General features: G+C 42.0%; 22 protein-coding genes. 12 read left to right on the top strand and 10 right to left on the bottom strand.

The genetic code is table 11. The features are described from left to right. Positions 1-114: 114 nt before the first annotated feature. Positions 115-642 (top strand): cytochrome b, encoded by a 528-nt coding sequence (locus JMW94_RS02615; protein ID WP_201600637.1) that lies wholly within the window; start codon positions 115-117, stop codon positions 640-642. Positions 643-751: 109 nt separating this feature from the next. Here JMW94_RS02615 and minE read toward each other — a convergent pair whose 3' ends face one another. The 5 genes from minE to JMW94_RS02590 form a co-directional block, all read right to left on the bottom strand. Next, entirely contained in the window at positions 752-1042 is a 291-nt protein-coding gene (gene minE / locus JMW94_RS02610; protein WP_055124765.1) for a cell division topological specificity factor MinE, read from the bottom strand. Next, a complete protein-coding gene (gene minD, locus JMW94_RS02605) occupies positions 1042-1857 on the bottom strand; it encodes a septum site-determining protein MinD (protein WP_201600634.1) in 816 nt (271 codons plus the stop codon). Before minD ends, minE begins: the two co-directional genes overlap by 1 nt. 450 nt (positions 1858-2307) lie before the next feature. Then, complete coding sequence (gene minC / locus JMW94_RS02600) at positions 2308-3156, bottom strand: septum site-determining protein MinC (protein ID WP_201600631.1); 849 nt, start codon at positions 3154-3156, stop codon at positions 2308-2310. A 126-nt stretch (positions 3157-3282) separates the two neighbouring features. After that, positions 3283-4311: a hypothetical protein gene (locus tag JMW94_RS02595; RefSeq protein ID WP_413786178.1), complete on the bottom strand. Its 1029-nt coding sequence runs from the start codon at positions 4309-4311 to the stop codon at positions 3283-3285. A 361-nt stretch (positions 4312-4672) separates the two neighbouring features. Then, positions 4673-5635 carry an acyltransferase gene (locus tag JMW94_RS02590; RefSeq protein ID WP_201600625.1) on the bottom strand — a complete coding sequence of 321 codons (963 nt, stop codon included), beginning with the start codon at positions 5633-5635 and terminating at the stop codon, positions 4673-4675. Between the two features lie 351 nt (positions 5636-5986). Between JMW94_RS02590 and JMW94_RS15055 the strand changes: the two genes are divergently transcribed. From JMW94_RS15055 to JMW94_RS02555, 7 genes are all read left to right on the top strand, one after another. Further along, on the top strand, positions 5987-6640 hold the full coding sequence (locus JMW94_RS15055; RefSeq protein WP_055124860.1) for an OmpA family protein: 654 nt from the start codon (positions 5987-5989) through the stop codon (positions 6638-6640). Positions 6641-7166: 526 nt separating this feature from the next. Continuing rightward, positions 7167-8630, top strand: coding sequence for an imelysin family protein (locus JMW94_RS02580; protein ID WP_201600622.1), 1464 nt, complete (start codon positions 7167-7169; stop codon positions 8628-8630). 287 nt (positions 8631-8917) lie between these two features. Beyond that, entirely contained in the window at positions 8918-10597 is a 1680-nt protein-coding gene (locus JMW94_RS02575) for a di-heme oxidoredictase family protein (protein WP_227685386.1), read from the top strand. A 151-nt stretch (positions 10598-10748) separates the two neighbouring features. Further along, positions 10749-11897, top strand: a complete 1149-nt coding sequence (locus tag JMW94_RS02570; protein ID WP_201600609.1) for an imelysin family protein — start codon at positions 10749-10751, stop codon at positions 11895-11897. Positions 11898-11900: 3 nt separating this feature from the next. Next, on the top strand, positions 11901-13442 hold the full coding sequence (locus tag JMW94_RS02565) for a DUF1513 domain-containing protein (protein WP_201600605.1): 1542 nt from the start codon (positions 11901-11903) through the stop codon (positions 13440-13442). 2 nt (positions 13443-13444) lie between these two features. Beyond that, positions 13445-14113 (top strand): M48 family metallopeptidase, encoded by a 669-nt coding sequence (locus JMW94_RS02560; RefSeq protein ID WP_201600602.1) that lies wholly within the window; start codon positions 13445-13447, stop codon positions 14111-14113. A gap of 154 nt (positions 14114-14267) precedes the next feature. Further along, on the top strand, positions 14268-14873 hold the full coding sequence (locus JMW94_RS02555) for a methyltransferase domain-containing protein (protein WP_201600599.1): 606 nt from the start codon (positions 14268-14270) through the stop codon (positions 14871-14873). Here the strand turns inward: JMW94_RS02555 and JMW94_RS02550 are convergent. Both JMW94_RS02550 and JMW94_RS02545 read right to left on the bottom strand, forming a co-directional pair. Continuing rightward, the gene (locus tag JMW94_RS02550) at positions 14851-15534 is read right to left on the bottom strand and encodes a hypothetical protein (protein WP_201600596.1); all 684 of its coding nucleotides are present in this window, start codon (positions 15532-15534) and stop codon (positions 14851-14853) included. The two genes, JMW94_RS02555 and JMW94_RS02550, sit on opposite strands and share 23 nt — an antisense overlap. A gap of 45 nt (positions 15535-15579) precedes the next feature. Beyond that, on the bottom strand, positions 15580-16488 hold the full coding sequence (locus JMW94_RS02545; RefSeq protein WP_201600593.1) for a hydrogen peroxide-inducible genes activator: 909 nt from the start codon (positions 16486-16488) through the stop codon (positions 15580-15582). Positions 16489-16836: 348 nt separating this feature from the next. Here JMW94_RS02545 and ahpC point away from each other — a divergent pair, with 348 nt between their 5' ends. Beyond that, positions 16837-17403 (top strand): alkyl hydroperoxide reductase subunit C, encoded by a 567-nt coding sequence (gene ahpC, locus JMW94_RS02540; protein ID WP_045453533.1) that lies wholly within the window; start codon positions 16837-16839, stop codon positions 17401-17403. A gap of 173 nt (positions 17404-17576) precedes the next feature. Here ahpC and JMW94_RS02535 read toward each other — a convergent pair whose 3' ends face one another. Next, a complete protein-coding gene (locus JMW94_RS02535; protein ID WP_045444089.1) occupies positions 17577-17825 on the bottom strand; it encodes a YdcH family protein in 249 nt (82 codons plus the stop codon). Between the two features lie 502 nt (positions 17826-18327). Here JMW94_RS02535 and ahpF point away from each other — a divergent pair. The 3 genes from ahpF to JMW94_RS02520 all read left to right on the top strand — a co-directional run bounded on the left by ahpF (position 18328) and on the right by JMW94_RS02520 (position 21786). After that, complete coding sequence (gene ahpF, locus JMW94_RS02530; RefSeq protein WP_201600590.1) at positions 18328-19905, top strand: alkyl hydroperoxide reductase subunit F; 1578 nt, start codon at positions 18328-18330, stop codon at positions 19903-19905. Positions 19906-20035: 130 nt separating this feature from the next. After that, positions 20036-20881 (top strand): hypothetical protein, encoded by an 846-nt coding sequence (locus JMW94_RS02525; RefSeq protein ID WP_201600587.1) that lies wholly within the window; start codon positions 20036-20038, stop codon positions 20879-20881. Positions 20882-20958: 77 nt separating this feature from the next. After that, positions 20959-21786, top strand: a complete 828-nt coding sequence (locus JMW94_RS02520; RefSeq protein ID WP_201600584.1) for a hypothetical protein — start codon at positions 20959-20961, stop codon at positions 21784-21786. 16 nt (positions 21787-21802) lie between these two features. On the opposite strand, the gene JMW94_RS02515 is transcribed toward JMW94_RS02520, so the two are convergent. Beyond that, on the bottom strand, positions 21803-22549 hold the full coding sequence (locus JMW94_RS02515) for a glutathione S-transferase family protein (protein ID WP_201600581.1): 747 nt from the start codon (positions 22547-22549) through the stop codon (positions 21803-21805). 153 nt (positions 22550-22702) lie between these two features. Next, a complete protein-coding gene (locus JMW94_RS02510) occupies positions 22703-23035 on the bottom strand; it encodes a TIGR01244 family sulfur transferase (protein ID WP_021813753.1) in 333 nt (110 codons plus the stop codon). Between the last annotated feature and the right edge of the window lie 20 nt (positions 23036-23055).

Here is a 23055-nt window from a genome sequence, read left to right as displayed (position 1 = left end):
TCAGAGAAATAGGGTTACCCAATTACTTTGATGATTGCTAATCGTTGAATGAGTGGTTATTTTGTCAATAACATTGATGATAGATAATTAGTGATGAGGGTAATAGGATAGCTCATGAATAGTAGCAATTCAAATGTGTCAAAGTGGCCAGTCAGCAGCCGGATATTTCACTGGATCAGTGCCGTTTTACTGTTGGTTACGTGGATAATGATTCTGTTGTACGATAATCTGGATAACAATCTTTATATTGGGTTGCATAAAGCGTTTGGTATTAGTTTGTTATGTTGGATGATAGCACGGGTGCTTAATCGTGTATTTATTAAGGCGCCGCCACCTGTACCGATGCCAAAGTGGCAGTTATTAGCCTCTAAACTATCGCATTTTGGCTTATATGCCTTATTAATTGCAATGCCAATAGCTGGTTTGCTGATGTCCGTTTATGGTGGACGCCCCGTCGATATTTTTGGCTTGTTTCAAATCTCTGTATTTGTCACACCAGATAGAGAGTTGGCACGCTTTTATAATGACCTGCATACTGATATTATTTGGCCGACCATTATTGCCTTTACACTTATTCATATCGGTGCTGCTCTATATCATCAGTTTGTCAAAAAAGACAATTTGATAGCGCGTATAAAATAATGGTCTCAAAATAATCGTAGGCTGCCATAGGTAAACCTACTATTTCATACCATATAAAAAAGCCCTAAGTTATGATACTTAGGGCTTTTTTGTTTTTCTAAGACAGCGCTTATTTTTTGTGTTCAGGTAGACTGATATTCATCTCTAATACGTCTAGGCTGTCCTCAGAACGATGATTGATATTCACATCATCAATCTGTACGCCATTGACGTATTTGTTGACCACTTCTAAAATCTCACGTTTCATTTTTTCGATACGATCAGCTGTTAAGCGGTTGTTTAAGCGATTTTCGCTCGCAACGATAACCTTAAGACGCTCAGTAGCCATATTAGCGCTACCTGCGCTACCACTGTCGTCAGTACCAAATAGGCTACTCCAAAATCCTTTTTTCTTCGTCATCATTGACCTCCAAACCAGCGCTGTAATAGACTCTTTTTCTTCACGTCAATATGACGTAGTGGGCGTTCTTCACCTAAGAAGCGGGCGACGATGTCATCATAACATTGACCAGCAATTGAATCGGTATAATGAATAACTGGCTCACCATGGTTAGATGCTTCAAGCACTGAGTGACTTTCAGGAACAACCCCAAGTAATGGAACTTTTAGGATATCATTTGAAATGGTATCAATGTCCATCATCTCGTTGGCTGCTGCGCGCTCGGCATTATAACGAGTAATAATCAAATGCTCACGTACAGAGCCTTGGTTTTCTTCAACCTTTTTGGTCTGGCTTTGCAAGATACCGATAATACGGTCTGAGTCACGCACTGAGGAAATCTCAGGGTTAGTGACGATGATCGCTTCATCAGCATGATACATGGCGAGTTGTGCACCGCGCTCAATACCAGCTGGTGAATCACAGATAATATAGTCGAACTGTTTAGACAGCTCAGACATGACCTCTGCCACCCCTTCGTCTGTCAGGGCGTCTTTATCACGCGTTTGACTGGCGGGTAGGATATACAAGTTTTCAAGCTGTTTGTCTTTGACCAGTGCTTGCGACAAGCGTGCGCTACCAGTGATGACATCAACAAAATCATAAACAATTCGGTTTTCACAACCCATGATTAAGTCTAGATTACGTAGACCCACATCAAAATCGATAACGACTGTCTTATAGCCACGCAATGCTAAACCTGCGGCAAAAGAGGCACTTGTCGTGGTTTTGCCCACACCGCCTTTACCTGAAGTGATTACAACTATCTTCGCCACAATGGCACACTCCTATGAATCAATGGGATATCTTTTATATAAAAAAATAGCGCAATTGCACATTATTCACATGCTATATATACACTACCTGCGAAGGTAGCCTAGCATAAATAAACAAAAATTTATAGCACGTCCATAGTAAATCAGAAAAACAGCTTATATATGGATCACAAAGCGTTGCTACCTAGAATTTGCTGGTCAATATTGCCTATTGTGAATAATAAAATAGACGCTGACGAGTAGTGTAGATAGTGGCAGAGCTAGCGATTCATCATAGAACAGTTTTGTTAAATAAACTTACTATAATATTAAGTGCGCTGTCTAAACGTCTACTGTTGAGATTTTCTAATAAACGTTTTTTGATAAGCGTCATGTATGATGAAAATCGGCTTAGCCTGTCTACATTTATAAAAATCACGGACGCATCTATTGTTATTAACGGCAAAAGATTTAAGCGTCATCCATTACCGTAAATACTAAGCCTTCACCTTCGACAAATCTTACTTGTACAGATTTGTCAATCACGTGCTCAGGTAAGTTGTCTCGTAAGCAATAAGTTCCCGCTACTGACACCAAAGAAGGGTTAAAAACTTGACAAAAAATACGGGCATCTTTGTCACCAGTAGCGCCAGCAACCAAGCGACCTTGGGCACGACCGTAAACGTGCAAGCTATTATCGGTAATCGCTTCCGCCCCGCTATTGACACTATTGGTCAAAATCAAATCACCGCCCACGTGATTCAGGCTTTGTCCTGAACGTAGCATTTGATCGTAAATTAAACTGGTAATATGCTCAGCGCTCACCAATGTCTCTGCTGTGGCGTGTGCTATCGTTGTTTCTGTGTTTGACTCGCTGATGGCTGCAGTATCATTGGTACTGTCTGAATTGGTGCTGGCTGATTCTGTATGCTTATGATCGGGAGCTTTACTTACTTGCGTTGCAGCTTTCTTGCTAGGTAATATACGCTCAATACGTTTGCCATCAGCAGGGAAGATGGCCAATCGCTGCTCACGGGCTTGCGCATCTAGTGTACCGGTCACGACGCCAATAGGCTGTAAGCCCCACGACCATAAAAGCTCTACCAATGCTGAGAGATCTTGTTCAACCTCGCTATCGATAAGGATGGGGATGTTACTAGATTTATTACTAAGCGTTGCGGCAAGCTGGGCGTCTATCGCGCTTAAATCATCTGTGCTAAATTGCAAACGTGAAAAAGTCAGCATCTTGCCATAAAATGCCAATGCTGGTAATGCTGGTGCGGCGCTCGAGCCTTGGCTGTCGTTGTCTGAAACTGTCATATATAAATCCTCAAGAGATAATTCTGTCGCTGTATCCACGGTGTTGTTTTTATTATCAAGTCATACCATTCATTTGCTTGCCAAGCCTAATGTTTTGTAGGCAGGGCGTGCTATTAGCAGTATGGATTATAGATGAAGCATCTCTTGATGCTTCCACTGCTGCACTTTTACCTGCGCTTCAAATTCAGTCAAACTGTCATCAATGATACTCGAAATCAAGGTATCTAACGCAGTATTATCCGTATCGATACTGGCAATGCCGTTGGCAATTGCTACCATCAATGAATCGAGGCGTTCGGGGTCTAGAAGGCGTTTATTCAGTGCGTAAACGACGTTTTCACCTATATTGTGACCGACGTGTTGCAGCTGTGATTCAATCAAGCTACCGGCAATCGGTATCATGCGTAGGTAGCGACGCAGCTCAGGCGTATTGGCCAAACCCTCTTCAATAGCATTGCCCATCTCGCTGGCTAATATACTGCCGCCACCTGATGCTGCCGTCAACTCCTGTAGTTTTGGTGCTAGCTCTGTGCGCAGTATCGACAGTACTGCTGCCTCAATCTCGTTACGATTACGAGTTATCGTTGATTCAATAAAAGATTTATGCGTTTTAGGATCGGTCAGTTGCTGCCGAAAGTTTTGAATAGTCGTCAATATGACGCGGTCGGATAGCTCTTCTAATAATAAGTCGATATAGAACCTAATCCGATTGATCCATGGCTGCGGCAGCACTTGGTAACCAAGCTGGTATAAGCGTCGCCCAATGATAACCGCTCGGAATAAACGTAAGGCACGCAGCTGCGGAAAGCACCCCAATACCTCATACCAATGGACAAAAGGAAAAAAGAACCAGCGATAGTAGACGTTTTGTTTTATCGCAATCGACCAACGTAGCAGTAGCTCAAAGATCAAAAATAGGGTAAAAAACCCACCAGCGGTACGTAAAGGCTCATGTAAGGTATTTTGATACCAGTTGAGAGCATCGCTAATACTGAGCCATCCTGCGGCATTGCTACTAAAGCTACTCATCAAGATAGCATCAATACTAATCAATAATAGATCGATACTGATGGCAATAATCATCACGATATCGTAAGTGAGTTTTAAGCGATTTGGCGTTGGTCGGTTTGGCGTTGGTCGGTTTGGCGGTGGCAGCGTATTATTAGGCGGCTGATTGGATACAGGCGCTGAGTCTAGAGGCAGGCTAGTAGAAGAGGAAGCGGGCACAGTCAAACCTTATAAATGATAAATAGCACGAAAAATAAGCGGCTCAAATAGTACAGGGCTATCAAGTCACTAACGGTCAAAAAGTCATGGGCTCATGACTATTCACATTATCAATGAATAGAGCCAAAAAACAACCCATCTTTCATTATAATTACGCATTATCATTTACGAGTTAGCATTTACGAATTGACATCTAGCATTCGCATTTTAAACAACAGCGCTCAATCGTGTTTATAAAACGACTTAAAGTAATTCACTGTTGTATGCCGTTGCTCTGTTAACGATGTCTCTAAGCATTCGGAGCTTTAGGGTTTGTTTCAAACTCAGCCAACATATCGGTAATACGCTGATCTTTTTGCTGCCAAATTTGCTCTACCCAATCAAACATTTGAGATTTTACCGCGTCATCATTTTCGTAACCACCATTTTTAATACCGTTAAATAATGCATCAGGCATCTCAATATAACGCACATCGACGCCCAAACGCTTGATGTTACCTTTCCACAAATCACTATAACTTGGTACACCATCAGGATAAACGATGGTCATATCTAGCATGCCATCGATGTCTTCGCTTAGCGCGTTAATGGCTAAAGATAGGCCGCCTGCCCGTGGCTTCAATAAATGAGTATAAGGAGACTGTTGCTTTGCATGTTTGGCTTTGGTGAAACGCGTACCTTCTAAGTAATTCAGTAAAGTAAAAGGTTTGTCTTTTAACAGGGCACAGGCGCGTTTGGCTTCTTCGATGTCTTTGCCTTGTAGAGCAGGATTTTTAGCGACGGCTTCTTTAGAATGCCGACGCATCATTGGGAAGTCTAAAAAGTAAAAGGCTTGACCCACAATCGGAATGTAAATCAGTTCAAATTTGGTAAAAAACCGTGTCAATGGCAAGCGTTTTTCACTAATGTACTGCACGATACTGGTATCGACCCAAGACTGATGGTTGCTGACCAGCAAATATTTACCATTGATGTGAACGTCATCGGGTAAGCTGATGCGCCAATCTTTACGTGGCAACATGTCATCGATCAAGGCACTGTTGCTACTGATCCAATAAGTCGCGATTTTGATGACCGCTTTGTCTGCGATAGGAGCACCAGTGATGACTTTGCCGACACCCATTAACCATAAGGGAATACTACCACCGAAGCTGTTGGCTGCAATAACCCCAGTCGCTGTCGCAAGTGAAACGGCTTTGCCTAACTTAGGGTTGCGTTCGTGTATTTTTCGAATAGTAGATGTCAATCGCATGCTAAATCCTTTTCGGTCAGTCTTATTAGTATATAAATGATTCATTGCCAGTTTTATTGCACAATTTTAGCAGAAACGGTTCAGAGTGTACGAGTGTAAACGTGACTTGTGATAACACCTTGCGCTAATGGGTAGTTAAAAGTGAGAACACAAACGTATCCAATCACTGTGAAAGTCTCATTAAATCATTCTGCACTTCTCATACACAGGTGTGACAAAATATTACACATGATTAGATTGTAATTGCCATAATAATGACGAGTGTATATTCAGCATTTAGATGGAATTAACAGAAAATATTTATAAAAAGCACACTTTGTCTATAATTTTTTAAACTTAAGAGGAAATATTATGCGTAATACATTAATGATTGCAGCAGTAGCGTCAGGTCTAGCTCTTAGCGGTTGTGCTACTGATCCAAACACTGGACAACAACGCTTGAACAAAACTGCCATTGGTACATTGGCAGGTGCTTTAGGCGGCGGCGCAATTTCAAAAGCAACAGGTGGTGATAACACAGGTCGTGATGCCGCGATTGGCGCAGCTTTGGGTGCTGGTGTTGGTTACTACATGGAGCGTCAAGCCAAGCAGCTTGAGCAGCAAATGGCTGGTACAGGTGTAACCGTTACGCCAAATGCGAACGGTAATATTGACCTAGTAATGCCAGGCAACATCACGTTCTCATTTGATGATGCGTCTTTAAACCCATCATTTAGACCAACGCTTGATAAGCTTGCATCAACGCTAAATGAATATAACCAAAACACGATAACGGTTGCTGGTCATACTGATAGCAAAGGTTCTGATGCTTATAACATGAAACTGTCACGCGATCGTGCTTATGCAGTAGCCAACTATTTAAGCGCACGCGGTGTGGCTTCTAGCCGTATCAATGTCGTCGCTTATGGTGAATCTCGTCCAGTTGCTGATAACAGCACCGAGTATGGTCGTCAGCAAAACCGCCGTGTTGAATTAACCATCAATGCGCCAAACAACGTACGTTAATTCATACGATGGTTTAGCTGTCATTATAGTGTTAAAAAAGGTCAGTGATAAACTGGCCTTTTTTTATGCCTGATATTTAGATTTCAAATTAAAAATGATTTTAGGTATCAGGATTCCGTTAGCTTCGAATCAATATAGAATATTTCTGATGCTTTCATTTATAAAACAATTGTTAGCTAAATGGTTATATTAATATTAATTAAATATTGATAATGATTATCAATAACACTATAATTTACAAAGCTTTGTTATTGTGGCGATACTAGGGTAGGTTGTCAGTTCATTTGAGGCTTTTCTACTAGGGTAGGTTGTCAGTTCATTTGAGGCTTTTCTAAATGGACTAAAAATAGCTAAATTTTGTCTAATAGTATCAAATTCTGGTCAATATTTTGATATTATGTGTGCTGTTTTTCTCATTTGACTGTCATTCATCTCATTTTTATCAGCATTATTTAAAATGAAGATATGCCCTAATGCTCTTTATTCAAAGCCCATTTTTCTTTTGCGATACTTTTTGAGGATATGTATGACGATTACCACAGTAACGAGCCGTAAGATTTTACCAACTACTTTAGCTGCTGCGCTTGCAGGGTTGTTAATGGTGTCGGGTTGTACTAAGCAAGCCAAGGAAGACACGGACACTACCGCTGCCGATACGCAAACAGCTGTGCAAGACACAACCGCTGCAGATACGACGAAACTATCAGCGGTTGATCAAGCTTATACCGATAGACTTATGATCAGCTATGCCAACATGGCGCATGCGGCCTATAAAGATTCGCTAGATACTGCTAAAGCCCTGCAAACAGCAGTAGAGACATATGTGACAACACCAACCCAAGCAAACCTTGATGCGGCAAAAGCGGCGTATAAAGCCGCGCGCCAGCCGTATTCGCAAACTGAGATTTTCCGTTTTGATGAAGGCTTTGTGACAGCCAATGATAAACGAGCTCTCGGTAGTATCGATGGTTGGGAAGGACAGGTAAATGCTTGGCCACTTGATGAGGCGCTGATTGATTACGTTAGTGATGGCTATGAAGGTGAATACAATAGCCAAGACAATATCATCAATAGCGATAGCATTACGGTTGGTAGTATCAAACAAGATACCAGTAATATCACCCCTGAGCTATTAGCAGAAATGAATGAGATTGGTGGCAGTGAAGCCAATGTGACGACCGGCTACCATGCGATTGAGTTTATGCTATGGGGACAAGATACCAACGGCGTTGGCGAAGGGGCAGGTAATCGTCCAGTGACTGATTATGCGACTGAAGCAGGTCAATGTACCAGCGGTGAGACGGTCAATGAAGATGCTGGTATATGTGAGCGTCGTGGCGCATTCTTAAAAGCAGCGACTCAATTATTGGTTGATGATTTGACTGCAATGGAAGCTGAGTGGCAGCCTGAGAGTGAGAATACCTTACGTAGCGACCTGATGGCTCGCAAATACGATAATGGTCTACGCCAAATCATGTATCAGATGGGCAGCCTAGCATTGGGTGAGCTTGCTTCTGAGCGTATACAGGTTGCGTTTGTAACGGGCTCTACCGAAGATGAGCACGAATGCTTCAGTGATTTGACCCATCTAAGCTATGCCAACAATGCCCGTGGTATCCAAAATGTCTTTAACGGCAACTATAAGACAGTCGCTGGTAAGAGCGTTGGTGGCTATGGTGTTAAAAACTATCTAGTCGATACGAACAACAAAGAAGCGGCTGATAAATTGGCTACTGACTTTGCTAAGGTAGAAGCCGCCTTTAATGTGATTGTTGAAAAAGGTGAAAAAGAAGGCATCAAAGTTGATCAAATGATTGCCACCGCTGGTCAAGTAAGCAAACAAGGTATTTCAGCTGAAGAGCAAAATACCCGTCGTAGCTGGATTGAAAATAGTATCACTAGCTTACAAGAGCTGACAGCTGGTATCGAAAATGCGGCAAAAGCGGTCGGTATTGACAATTTAGATGCTGACGCAGGTTCGCAGTTTTAACCGATCACGAATTTACTGGCTTAACAGCAAGCATAGCAGTGATTGACATAGCAGTGATCGATAATGCCTGACAAGTCGTTATAAGCTAATGAGAATTATTTTCATGGAAAAATAATTTAGGTATAATACACACGTTGTCGACTACCGTTGGCAGCGTGTTTTTTTACCATATTAAAATAGCCTGATAGGTCAGTACGTCATTACATTGCTGTACCTTATCGACTAGAAGTGAAACACTTTATAGCATGCGATTTTAATGGTTCTAGATTAGAACTAAGGTACTCTTTATGAACACGACGATGAACACCACAAATATTTTCAAAGCCAAAACCCCTGCCTCTTTTTATGCGTCTTTTGTCAGCAAAACTACCCTGTTAAAGCCAACGCTTGGTATTCTATGCGTGCTATCTCTTAGTGCTTGTCAGCCGACGAACAGTGTGTCTGATGATATTTCTGAAAACGAAAAATCTGCCATTAATAATGCTGACAACCCAACGCTAACACCTGAACGCCTCCAAACCATCGAAACGCTCGCTGGCGTACCAATGCAGCAATTGGCAAGCTTTGATCCGCAAGAGGTCAAGCAAGGTGGTGATACAGGAATCAGTATTAGCAGCGCTGAGAGTTACTCTAAACCTTCATCAAACTTGACGGCATCACGAAAAGGGCATTTCTTTATTGGTAATGCGTTCTTTCGGCAGCCGTGGGTGATTGCCCCTGCCAGCACTGACAGCCGCGATGGTCTGGGCGCATTGTTCAATGTTGCTGCCTGTCAGTCGTGCCATGTCAAGGACGGTCGCGGTCATGCACCTATGACCAGTGATGACGATGCCGATAGCTTGCTTATTCGCCTTGCGATGCCAGCGACCACCGATGAGCAGCGTCAGCAACTGCAAAACTCACTTATCGAAAAAGTCGTTCATCCTATGTATGGTGGTCAGCTACAAGATCGAGGTATTCAAGGTGTGCCTGCTGAAGCCAGAATTGCGGTGCAGTGGACAGACAAGCCCGTTACTTTTGCAGATGGTCATATCGAAACATTGCGCGCGCCCACCTTTAATTTAACCAAACCGGGTTATGGTGCGTTTGATGATGATTTGATGGTGTCGCCGCGAGTGGCTTTACCGATGATTGGGCTTGGATTACTTGAGCAAATACCAGATGAAGCGATTAAAAAACAAGCGGTTGATAATAAAAACAGTACGAATGGCGATATCAGTGGTAAGTTCAACTGGGTGATGGATCCACAGACTGGCAAGCATGCCCTTGGACGCTTTGGCTGGAAAGCAGGGCAAACCAAGCTTATCACCCAAAACCAAAGTGCTTTTAATGAAGACATGGGCTTGACCTCAAATATCCGTCCTCATGAATCCTGTATGCCGACACAGACGGCTTGTATGAATGCGACGACTGGGGCTGATGAGCAAGGCAATGGTAAGTCGCCCGTCGAAGTCAATGATGAAGTGGCTAAGTTTGTGGAGTTTTATACGCGAAATTTGGCAGTACCGCATCGGCGTGATGCTGACGATACGCTAGTGCTCGCAGGCAAAAAACGCTTTTATGATATGGGTTGCCAAAGTTGCCATACGCCAAGATATCAGTTGCCAAAAACCGACGATGACCATCTTGAGCAGCATGGGCAAGTGATTTATCCTTATACGGATTTGCTATTACATGACATGGGTGATGATCTTGCCGATCGCACGATTGCTGGAAAATTACCCGCAAAAAATATCCAAGTTGAGTTTTTAGCCAATTCTTATGAATGGCGTACGCCTGCTTTATGGGGCATTGGTCTGGCGCAAACGGTCGATCCACAAGCAACATTTTTGCATGATGGTCGCGCCCGTACGTTGATGGAAGCGGTGCTATGGCACGGCGGTGAAGCCCAAAAGCAACAGCAAAAAGTACTCAAACTCGACAAACAAGGTCGTTCTGAATTGAATGCGTTCTTACAGTCATTATAGAGATAATGTCATTTACCTATGCTAAATGACTGAGTAATAACTGAGAAAATAAGAAAGTGTTGATAAGGTTATCCGCCCAATCAGACACTAGAGATTAAAGCTTGTAAAGATTAGAATTTAAACCATTATTAATAATAACATTGAGAAATTTATGAAAATAAACCATGCTTTAGCGATGGCCTTATCGGCCTTAAGCGCAGGCTTGCTGATCAGCTGTGTTAAACCGGCTGATGACAATAAAGCGCCAGAAGTAGATAGCCAAAAAGTTGCGCAAGACAATGCGGCATCTACAAGCGCAGCAGAAAAAGATAGTAGGGGAGATAAAATTACCGCTGTCGATATTAGTGCCGAGACCGAAAAGACCTATTTGACCCATGTGGCAAATGACATTGTCATTCCAGCCTATGCGGATGCCGCAAAACAGAGTGATTTATTGCATGATTTGGCACAAAAGCATTGTCAGCAAGCACCAGTCAGCGGTGATGAGCTGCAAGCACTGCGCGATCAATGGCTAGTGCTCGCACAAGCATGGGCAGGCGCTGAGATGATTAACTTTGGTCCAGCGACCGCCAGCATGAGTAATTTATATATCAATTACTATCCTGATGAGCGCGGTCTGGTACACAGTGGCGTTGCCGATCTAATCGCTGCCAATCCTAAGCTCACTGCCGAGCAATTGGCTAACGAGAGTGCCATCGTGCAAGGGGTGCCAGGATTAGAAGAAGCGTTATATGCCAATGACAGTCTGGATGCTGCTCAATGTGCTTATGTGATTAGTGCAAGCAGTGCTTTGAGCACGCGCCTAAAAGATATTGAGAAAAACTGGCAGCAAAATGCCACTAGTCTATTAGCTATTGATAAAACGGCTGACAGCGATCAAGGATTGAATCAATGGTTTAATTCTTTACTCTCGTTGGTTGAGACCATGAAGTCTAATGCCATCGATCAACCGTTAGGCTTAACAGGAAAGGCAAAAGGTCATTTGCCAGCCGCTACCGCAGAGCAAAGCCGTGCCATTATCAATGCTAAATTGGCGACATTGAATGAAGCACTGACAGATCCCGTTTTGACCGCTATTTTGGGCAGCAATAATGAAAATGAAGTAGCAGATAATTTATCGACCGCGCTTGCTGATGCCACTACATTATTAGCACAAATGCCAGAAGACTTAGGGACTGCCGATAAAGCCACTCAACAAGAGCTGTATGATCACCTCACGACTATTACACGTATTATTAAGCGCCAATTGATTCCGGCGCTGGGTATCCGTGTGGGCTTTAACAGTACTGATGGCGATTAAGAAATGCACTCTATCGATACTAAGACAGCAAAAAAATCACAGCCGCAGCCAGAAGATAAGCAGTCTAATAATGAGCTGCTGGCAACATCAGCATTGACGATGCTTTCTACTATAATGGGTACCGTAGCGCTTGTCGGTATTCATCATCGTTATCGCAAGCAGCGTCAGCCTGATGCCCGCTTGCAGGATTATGTCGTAGGCATACGTTCGCAGTTGCAGTCGTTAAACTCTACACCAACACCCCAGCTAGCACGGTTTAGTTATGCTTGTCAGCAAGCCGCTACTGCATGGCAACACGCTTATCATTTATCGCTAGATGATAGGAATAATACCAACCATCATAGCGTCGCTGACTTTAGCGCGGCACATACCACCACCGTACTGACGCGACCCATTTGTTGGGTTAGCGGCGTGGCGTCTATGCCAAAAAATAGCGCATTAGCAAATGATGAGCAGCGTGATGACAATGATTTTGGTGTGGTCGGTATTGATGCTGATCGACAAATCGTTTGGCAAACGACCATGCCTGAACGTGTCCATGATATTGTCGTTCAGCCTGTGCTTAGTGATCAAGATAGTACGATGAAGAATCATAGCAGTCGTGACGTCGTGGTGATGGGGCGCCGTCCGAGCGAAAAATTCTGGGTGTTTGATACTGCGACAGGACAAGTAAAATTCGCCATTAACGCTGCAAACAACCGTCATTTTTATGGACACGCTTGTTATAGCCTAGACGGTGAATTGCTGTATGTGACCGAGAATGACACCATAAGTTTGGATGGTAAAATCGGTATCTACGATGCTTACGATAATTATAAAAAAATAGCAGAGTACAACTCGCATGGTATCGGTCCGCACGAGCTGATTATGCATCCTGATGGCGAGACATTAGTGATCGCTAACGGCGGTATCAAAACCGAGCAAGCGTCACGTGAAGAGCTCAATTTAGACAGTATGCGTCCTTCATTGGTTTACCTTAATCGTCATACTGGCGCTTTACTTGAGCAGATTATGCCTGAGCACAATCAAATGAGCGTGCGTCACCTAGCCATGCATGGCGATGGAACGGTGATGATAGGAATTCAATTCCAAGGTGAAAAACATATCAATGTGCCGTTAGTATTGACCCATAAACGCGGTGATACGGATTTTAAACCTCTTATTATGCCCAATGATCAATGGCAGCGCTTCCATCAGTATATCGCCAGTGTAGCGGTCGATAGTGCACGTAACCTACTATGCGTGACCACACCAATTGGCGGTTGTGCAGCGATTTACGATTTAAATACTCGTACATTGATTGATGATGTTAGCCTGCCAGATTGTGCAGGTGCAGCAGTATTGTCTAATAATAATACTGAAAAAGCAGAAGATAATAATGAGCAATCAGGTTTTATCGTTAGTGATGGTCAAGGTCAATTGACCAGATTAACGGTCAATGATTTATCTATAGCAAACTCAGACATCGTCATTACAAATGAAGCTATTGTTAAAGACAGTCAATGCCATATGATGTCCTTTGATAATCATCTGCAAGCGCTCTGAGCATGAATGTACCGCCAGCATATCAGTCTATTTTATTAGACAGCGCTAAACATTGTTTGGCGCAAGCAGGTATTGAGCTACATATCAGCAAAAAGCAGGTTAAAAATATCAACTTTCGCTTAAAACCGCATAAATTACTGGTATCTGTACCACTATTTATTAGCCCAGCACAAGCTGCGCAGGCTGTGATTAAGCGCGTGTCATGGGCGATAGCAAACCATCCGCAAGTATTAGAGCAGTATAAGCGGCAACAACGTCCTTTAGCGCAAGCTTTAACTGCTGATAGTACCTTGCTATTGTGGGGTACAAAGCAACCGTTCACTTTAAACCATGATGAAAAACTTGCCTATCATCGGCAACATCTTTCTGAAGCGATACCTGCATTATTTGCAAAGTGGCAACCGATTGTCGGTGCGACAGCCAATGAGATACGCCTAAAAAAAATGCATACGCGCTGGGGTAGTTGTAACACGCGTGCGCGCCGAATTTGGTTATCTGTGTATCTGCCTGCTTATCCTATTGAATGCACAGAATACGTCATCGTCCATGAGCTGTGTCATTTACACCATGCTAATCATAGTGCGGATTTTTGGCAGGCGGTAGCGAATGCGATGCCTGATTATCAGTATTGGCACGATATGCTGGCAGGGAAGACGGGAAAATTAGATTAAATGATTTATCTGAATAATATCCATAATCGTAAGGCATGTCCTCATTTTCATCACCATCTTTAAAATGAGACACGCTCTAATAAGCCTGATATGATAAGACATAACGATATAAACCGTGTCGTTTAAATAATAATTTTGTCTTCAGGGATGTCATATGGAAAACGTCAATCAAGCGGAACTTTGGCAGCAGCGTTATGAGCAAGACAGTATCGGTTGGGACATGGGACAGGTATCGCCACCGCTCAAAGCTTATATTGACCAACTGCCCGAATCTGCCAAAGAGCAAGCGATTCTGGTGCCGGGTGCGGGCAATGCTTACGAAGTAGGTTATTTACATGAGCAAGGATTTACCAATGTCACCTTGGTTGATTTTGCCCCAGCGCCGATTGCAGCGTTTGCTGAGCGTTATCCTAACTTTCCAGTTGAGCATTTAATCTGTGCCGACTTTTTTGAGTTATCGCCTGAGCAGTATCAGTTTGATTGGGTGCTTGAGCAGACGTTTTTTTGTGCGATAAATCCATCACGCCGTGACGAGTATGTGCAGCAGATGGCAGCGTTACTAAAACCGAATGGTAAGCTGATTGGTTTGCTCTTTGATAAAGACTTTGGACGAGAAGAACCACCGTTTGGCGGCACAAAAGCTGAATATCAGCAGCATTTTGAGCAGCATTTTGATATTGAAATCATGGAGCCAAGCTATAATTCACATCCTGCACGGCAGGGCAGTGAGCTGTTTATTAAGATGCGTGTAAAAGCGTAATTTCGTGCTCAATATTTTTTCGAGCCTGCTTCTCTAAACGTTCATAGTAATAATCTGTCAGATAAAGCGTTGGATGTGCCAGCAATTCTTTTAATACTGCCATGCGTCCGACGCGATAATCGCCATCTAAGACATGCGCATACTCTTGGCGTACGGCGTGAGCATAGTGTTCATACACCGACCAAGATGACCCTAAAATACTTAAGTCCATATCTAGTAAATAAGCGGCATCGCTGTATTTCTCTCTCTCTTTAGTTTCGTTTGACCAGTTGTCAATTTGATGACTAGCCGTCATCATAATCAACGCGTAGATATGTTGGCATTGCTCTGCACTTAAATAACCCGTTAATGACTCTACTACATATTCTGCACTTTTAAGCTCGTTATCTGAGCGCGTCGGTTCATATATCACATCATGATACAACAGTGCTAACGCAATGATATTCGGCTCATGCAAATTATCCTTAACCTGCTCAAACTGCCCAAACAACTGCTGAATATGCTGCAAGCTATGATAAGCACGCTGTGGCTCGTTATAACGCATGGCGATATCTTGCCAAAGTATGCTCACTTGCTCTAGCGTGATATGGTTACACATAGCAGATAAATGCTGCGTAAAAATCGTACCAAGCTCAGTATTTAGTTGCGACAAATCGTCCATTGTTAACCTTCGTTTGATAACTGCTGGCAATTTACAACCAACAGATTATTCTTTATTAGCAGCATCTTCAAATGCTTGCTTAAACACTTTACCTAATAAGTTGACGTCATCGACACGAGCATAATTTAGACGGGTGACAAAAGCAATATGGCGGTGTGGCCCTTTTTCTGCTAATGGTACGGCTACCGCATTTTGGTTCTGCAGATGCAGCTGGTCGAGCGCCATTTCTGGCACCAATGTCGTCCCCATATTGGCAAGTGCCATCTGTATAAGGGTGTTTAAGCTAGCATCTGAAAAGCTTGACTTCATCTGTGCACGGTCAAAATGACAGACAGAAAGGGTTTGATCGGTCAAGCAATGCCCTTCGCCGAGCAGCATAAGATTGGCGGTAGCCAGCTCATCCGCGTTGATGGTTTCAAGCTTGGCATGCACATCATCTTTTGGGAATACGGCAAAGAAATCCTCGCTCCAAAACTCAAAGCTGTGCAAACCATCGACCGCATAAGGCAGCGCAATAATAGCCGTATCAATATGACCGTAACGCACTTGCTCTAGCAAACGCTCCGTTTGTTGCTCAACGATGGTCATACGAAACTCAGGATATTGAGCACGCAGGGCAGGTAAGACTTTTGGCAGTAGATAAGGCGCAATCGTTGGAATGATACCGACAGTCATCGGATACGCCAGCGGCGATTGATGGCTATGGGCGCGTGTGGTCAAATCATTGACTTCAGAAAAAACTCGCTGCGCCCGCGTTAAAATGTCTTCACCGATAGGGGTAATCAATACCTGCTTATTATTACGCTCAAAAATCTGCGTATCCAGTTGCTTTTCTAACTCGGCGATACCCAAGCTCAGTGCCGATTGTGAGATATTACAGTCTTCTGCTGCACGTTTGAAGTGACGGTGCTTGGCCACTGCTAAAGCAAACTCAAGTTGACGTAAAGTAATCATAAAACCTCTCTATTAATGGGTTTTTAAGGCGATATATTAGGCTGATTCATTTGGTGTACCAATTCGATATCCACACTCGATGTCATCTTAACGTAACCTAACGGCTGTATAGTGACTGACGCATGCTCTATAGTGGCTGATGCATAATGCACTGATGATAAAAAGTAGAGAGAATAGTTTAACAAGTTTAATAAAACAAAACATCACATTAAAAACTTTTAACTGGATTAACGATAGAATTCGCGTATAGTTTGTCAGGTAGCCCAAAGCAGTAAAGGCTTAATAGAAACAATCATACCAAGAAATTTCAATTAACTTAACTATCAATCAACTATAAAGGAGCCAATCATGGCGTCTATTATCAATCAAGAAATCCCAGAATTTTCAGCTGATGCGTACGTTAATGGTGAATTCAAAACCATCACTTCAGAAGATGTAAAAGGCAACTGGGCAATCTTTTTATTCTACCCAGCTGACTTTACCTTTGTTTGCCCAACTGAACTTGAAGACATGGCGGCTCATTATGACGAGCTTAAAGGTTTGGGCGTAGAAGTATACTCAGTATCTACGGATACTCATTTCACGCATAAAGCATGGCATGATTCTTCAGAAGCGATCGGTAAAGTACAATACCCAATGATCGGTGATCCTACTGGCCGTATCACTCGTGGCTTTAACGTCATGATCGAAGAAGCAGGTTTGGCTGAACGCGGTACATTCCTAGTTGATCCAGACGGCTTGATTCAAGTTGCTGAGATTCATGCTGGTGGTATTGGCCGTAGTGCAAAAGACATGCTACGTAAAGTAAAAGCAGCTCAATATGTTCGTGAAAACGATGGCGAAGTTTGCCCTGCCGCTTGGGAAGCTGGTCAAGAAACGCTAAAACCAAGTCTTGATCTTGTTGGTAAAATCTAACTCTTGATTTAACGAACTGGTTCAATACTTTAGATATTTGTAGTGCTGTATATCCTACTTTGAGTTAAATCAGCATTATAAATGAAGACCCCATCAGCATAAGTTGATGGGGTCTTTTTGTGTTATTTATCAATAAATGTTTTTATTCATGCATCGTGATAATAAGTGAAGCGCTAAGCATGAGATTGTAGTTTATTTTTATCAATTATCTTATAAATCTCATCTTTTAAATGCAGTTTTCGTCGTTTCATCAGTTCAATTTCTTCATCGCGACTGGTGTGTGTCACCAAGTTTTTATCCAACTGATTAATCTGCTGATCTAGCTGGGTATGCTCATCAAAGATCGTCGCAAAATGACTGTCTTTTAGCTTAAGCTCAGCAATAATGTCTTTGTTATCTTGCCATGTATCAGTCTTTCTCATGTTGTCATCCTTGTTATGAAGCGCAAGTTTGCAGTAAGCATCCGCGCATGGTCGTAAGATTGTTTTGATGAATTGCTATGATTTCGAGACTTGATTTTATTAAGCCAAAACACTATTTAGCTCAATATGGATAAGACCTAATAGTAGCAGAAAGCGTCTTTGATAAACTTGCATAAAAGACAATCTGCAACGAGGGAAATAAGAGTTTTTCTTATTAGCCTCATTTGATTGTAGCGAAAAAATAGCCTTGTTACCATGAGAATAATCTACATGTAGATTAATATTTAATTTTAAATAATAATTAATGATTGGTTTTATAAAACATAAGGTTTGAGTTTCTCAGCTTGCCGAAACCCTCAGAACCTATGATAATAGAGACATCAAAGGGCATAAACTTATGGCCTATAATATTTTAGATAAAATTATTAATACCAAATAGTCTATATTTGAACGAGCAACTTGACAGTTGCCGTTACATATCCAGTAATGATGAGGAACAAACATGATAGATAAAAGTTTATTAGATGCCATCAAAAGTTATAGCGAAAAAATGACTCGTCCAATTACCTTTGTATTGGGTAGTGGCGAACATAGCAAGCGTGCTGAATTGATTGATTTTTTGACTAAAATCGCTGGCACCACAGATAAAATCAATTTTGATGCAACAGCAACTGATGATAGCTTACCAAGTCCAATTAGCTTTAAAGTGGTCAGTCATGTCGATGGTGAATTGACTGATACGGGTATCGTCTTTAGTGGTATTCCCGGTGGTCATGAATTTACCTCGCTGATTTTGGCTATTTTGCAAGCCGGTGGTCATACGCTAAAATTGGATGAAAGTATTCAAAAGCTGATTAAGCGTTTTAATAAGCCACTACAGTTTCAAACTTACGTGTCGCTATCTTGCCATAGTTGCCCAGAAGTGGTGCAAGCGCTCAACCAGTTTGCACTATTGAACGATGGTATTAGCAACGAGATGATTGATGGTGCTCTATTCCAAGAGCAGGTTGATGCTAATAACATCCAAGGTGTACCAGCGGTATTCTTAAATGGTAAACCGTTTGCCAATGGTCTCATCGACACGGCAAAATTGATTGGAAAGTTGCAAGAGCAATTTCCTGACTTGTTAGCAGAAGCTGCTGACGATGCTGAGCAGTTAGAGCAGCAAGATGTGACGATTATTGGTGCAGGTCCAGCTGGCGTTGCCGCTGCGATTTATACCGCTCGTAAAGGCTTAAAAGTGACGATGGTTGCTGATCGTATCGGCGGACAGGTGAAAGACACGCAGGATATCGAAAACTTGATTTCTGTGCCTTTAACGACTGGTACTGAGCTGTCAGCGAACTTTGAAAAGCATTTACGCGAATACGATATTACTTTAAAAGAGCACGTCAGCGTCAAAGAAATTAGTGAGACAGAAGATGAAAACTATCGCATTCATCTAAATACGGGTGAGACGTTTGAGACACGCAGTATTATCTTAGCGACGGGTGCTCAGTGGCGTAAGCTTGGTGTTCCAGGTGAAGAAGAAAACATCGGTAAAGGCGTGGCTTTCTGTGCTCACTGTGATGGCCCATTCTTTAAGGGTAAAGATATTGCTGTCGTCGGTGGTGGTAACTCTGGTATCGAAGCGGCATTAGATCTTGCTGGTATCGTGAAGCATGTGACCGTGCTTGAGTTCGCGGATGATTTAAAAGCGGATCAGGTGTTGATTAACAAAGCCAAAGAGAAAGCCAATATCGAATTTATCACTGGCGCAGCGACGCAAGAAATTAAAGCGACTGATGGTAAAGTGACTTCGATCGTTTATCAAGATCGCAGCACAGGTGATACTCATGAGCGTGACTTGGCAGGGGTGTTTGTACAGATCGGCTTAGTACCGAACTCTGCGTTTGTCAAAGGCTTTGTTGATTTGAACCGTTTTGGCGAGATTGAGATTGATGAGCGCTGCCGTACTGATCGCAAAGGTATCTTTGCTTGTGGTGACGTCACGACTGTGCCATTTAAGCAGATTAATATTGCGATGGGTGAAGGTAGCAAAGCGGCATTATCAGCGTTTGAGTACTTGGTTATGCAGTAAGTTATTTCACGCTAAATTTAGTCTAACAAGCCACCTCTTTTGAGGTGGTTTTTTTATGGGTGCTGATATACTACTTGTAAAAATTTATCAATTAACTTATGTTCGTTAATATTTTATGAGAGCCTTAATAGTGAAAAATAAATATGCAGTTCGCAAAAATAATCATTGGGTTAAATGTCTGGTTTTTATATCGTTTATATTTAGTGTAACCAATGCTTATGCAGGGCAAACGGTCAATGAGATTCTGAATGAATACTATCCTATCTATAATGAGGCTAAGCAGTGTCGAGGTATTATGGCTAATAACGGTTCATCAGATGGCGAAGGCACACTTTATCAAAACGGTTACTGTATTAAAATTGATAGACAATTAAAGGTACAAGCCAAGCAGGGTACAAGGCTATATATATCGGTCATTGGCGATATCGGTTTTAATGAAGACGGTAGCGAAGCGTATGGAGCACACGTATTTTCTGGTCTAGTAGGCATGTTTGTTCTAAAGCCACAAGGTTCAGGCTGGGAAGTAGAATCTGCCAATCCAGCGATGAATGCAGGTGCTTCTGGTAAAGGTCTAAAAGACTGGAAGCTGATACAAGTTGCCCCTGATAAATGGGGATTTATTAACATTCATAGTGATTCGCATTGGGTTCATTCAGGCTCGGCTTTTATTTTACTTACACCAGACAAGAGTAATATTAGAAGAAGCTGGGTAGAAGCCAAGTATGAACATTCTAATGGAGGATCTGGGTCAGCAGGAGGTTGTAGCAATCCTGATGCCAGTACTTGTACACTTTTAAAGGCTAAGCTAGGCGTTGATAAGAAGACGATAATTAATGGTTTTTATCCGTTAGAGATTACGCTAAACGGTTTTGAAGATGATAAGGTATATAAAAATCAAGTCTATCTTATTAAGTATCAACCCCGATTAGGGTATCAAGTACCTAATGATTATCCAATGAAAGATGTAAGCTTTTGATTCATATTCATAACTATATTCGTGTTTCATAAAAATGAACGATAAAAATTTTGAGAGCTTCAAAGGAAGTATTTAAGATGTTCAAATCTAATTTAGGATTACTCAGCTTAAGAAAAGTAGCGTTCCTTATTACAGTCACATTAATATGCGGTACAGCCTCTGCTGCTGATAGTGTGATGGATATCCTCAAGCCGTACTATCCGCTTTATAATGAAGCATTAGGGTGTCATGGCGCGATTGCTCCTTCTGGTTCCGTCAATGGTTTAACTAGAGAGCCTTATATGACGGGCTATTGCATCGATATTGATAGGCAAAAGGTCATAGAGACGGATAAAGGTAAACGTTTATATATAGTGATGAAAGGTAACGCTAGTTTTAACGAGGATGGTGAAGCGTTGGAGTATACCGACACTCGCTTTGACAGTGGTTTAGTCGGTATGTTTGTTTTAAAGCCTAAAGGTGAAGGCTGGCAAGTTGAGTCGGCCAATCCTTATATGAATGCAGGCAGTAATGGTCTTGGTTTAAGTGGTTGGGATTTAGAACAGTTTGCGACAAATACGTGGGGCTTTATAAATGAGCATGGTGATACGCATCAAGGTTATTACAGTGATAGTCTTGTCATATTGACACCTAGTGGCAGCGGTATTACACAGAGTTGGATAGGTATTAATTTTAATAACGAAAATGCGGGGAAATGCGAAGACGATATGTCAGAGTGCGATAATACCAAAACTACCTTTACTATCGATAGTCATAAAACCGTTAATGGGTTTTATCCTTTAGAAATAACACTCAATGGATTTGTGAAAGGCAAGAAATATCATAACGCTACTTATCGTATTAATTATCAAAAAAACAAAGGCTATATAGAGCCTAATGAATATCCTTTAAAAGATAATTATTAAGCTCGTTTTCAATGATTCACTTTTGGTCAGCCAACACCCCAACCACCGACAGTATCTCACCTGCTTCATCTTCTTTAATTACGCGAGTTTCTTCAAGTGCTGCCTCTCGCCAAGCCTGTAGATGAGGATTGTTTAACATCGTTTCACAATATTGTTTGGTCGTTGATTTCAATGCTATGTCAGAGGCATCGGCATACGTTTGCAAGCGTAGAATAACTGGTGCGAAAAAAGCATCAGCAGCCGTAAATGAACCAAACAAGTAGCCGTCTTTTGAGCGCTCTTTCAGGCAATCTTCGAATATTGTTTCTATACGCGCGATATCATTTAAGCAGGCATTGCTAGGTTGTATTTTTGCTTTAGCTCGAATGTTCATCGGCATCTCACTACGAATGCCCATGAACCCTGAGTGCATCTCAGCGATGATGCTTTGGCAATAAGCGCTATTTATTCTGTTGCTAGTATTGGTCTCAGCGTCAGACTTCTTCAATCCTGTCCAAAGATCTAATTCTGTCAAATAATCATTGGCGTGAATGGCTATCGCTAAAGTATCCCATACCGTAACTTTTTCATCACCTTGACCATAAACCAGAACCGGTACTTTGCCTGTTGGCGCATGTTCATTGAGAATGGGTATCGCGGATGGATGAAACAGTTCAATCAGTTGCTCATCAAAATCAATATTAAAAGCTTTGAGTAATAGCCAAGCTCGTAATGACCATGACGAATAGTTTTTATTGCCGATAATGAGAAGTGGTTTTTGCATCATAAAATCCTATCAAATTATATAAATAAAATTTGATTATGTACCCAATGCTGAAAATTGACCAGTCTATAGTTTAGTAATTCCAATAAAAAACACCCATCCAAAATTTGGACGGGCGTTTTTTCAGCAGTAGCGATTATATTTAAATCACTATCAATCGTCTAATAAATCCATACGCTTTGCCGCTTCATAAATACCTGTTGAGCGGTTGCCAGTACGGCAAAAGATCAGCATTGGCTGTTCAGCTTGATTAAAGAAATCAGCAAATTCTTCGACATGGTTTTGATTAAGCTCACTACCAGCGAAAGACACTTCTTTATAAGCAAGACCTGCTTTTTTAGCGGCAGCTTCAATCTCAGCGCTGGTCGGTTGATTCGGCTCTTCACCATCTGGACGGTTGTTAATAATGGTTTTAAAACCATTTTCAGCAATCATAGGTACTTGATCAGGGGTGATTTGTCCGGTAATACTAATTTGATGGCTCATAAGAGCTCCTTTTTATTTTT

The organism is Psychrobacter immobilis (assembly GCF_904846185.1).
Taxonomy (GTDB): domain Bacteria; phylum Pseudomonadota; class Gammaproteobacteria; order Pseudomonadales; family Moraxellaceae; genus Psychrobacter; species Psychrobacter immobilis_B.
The sequence above is the reverse complement of the archived record's forward strand: the minus strand, read 5'-3'. Positions and strand labels throughout refer to the sequence as shown.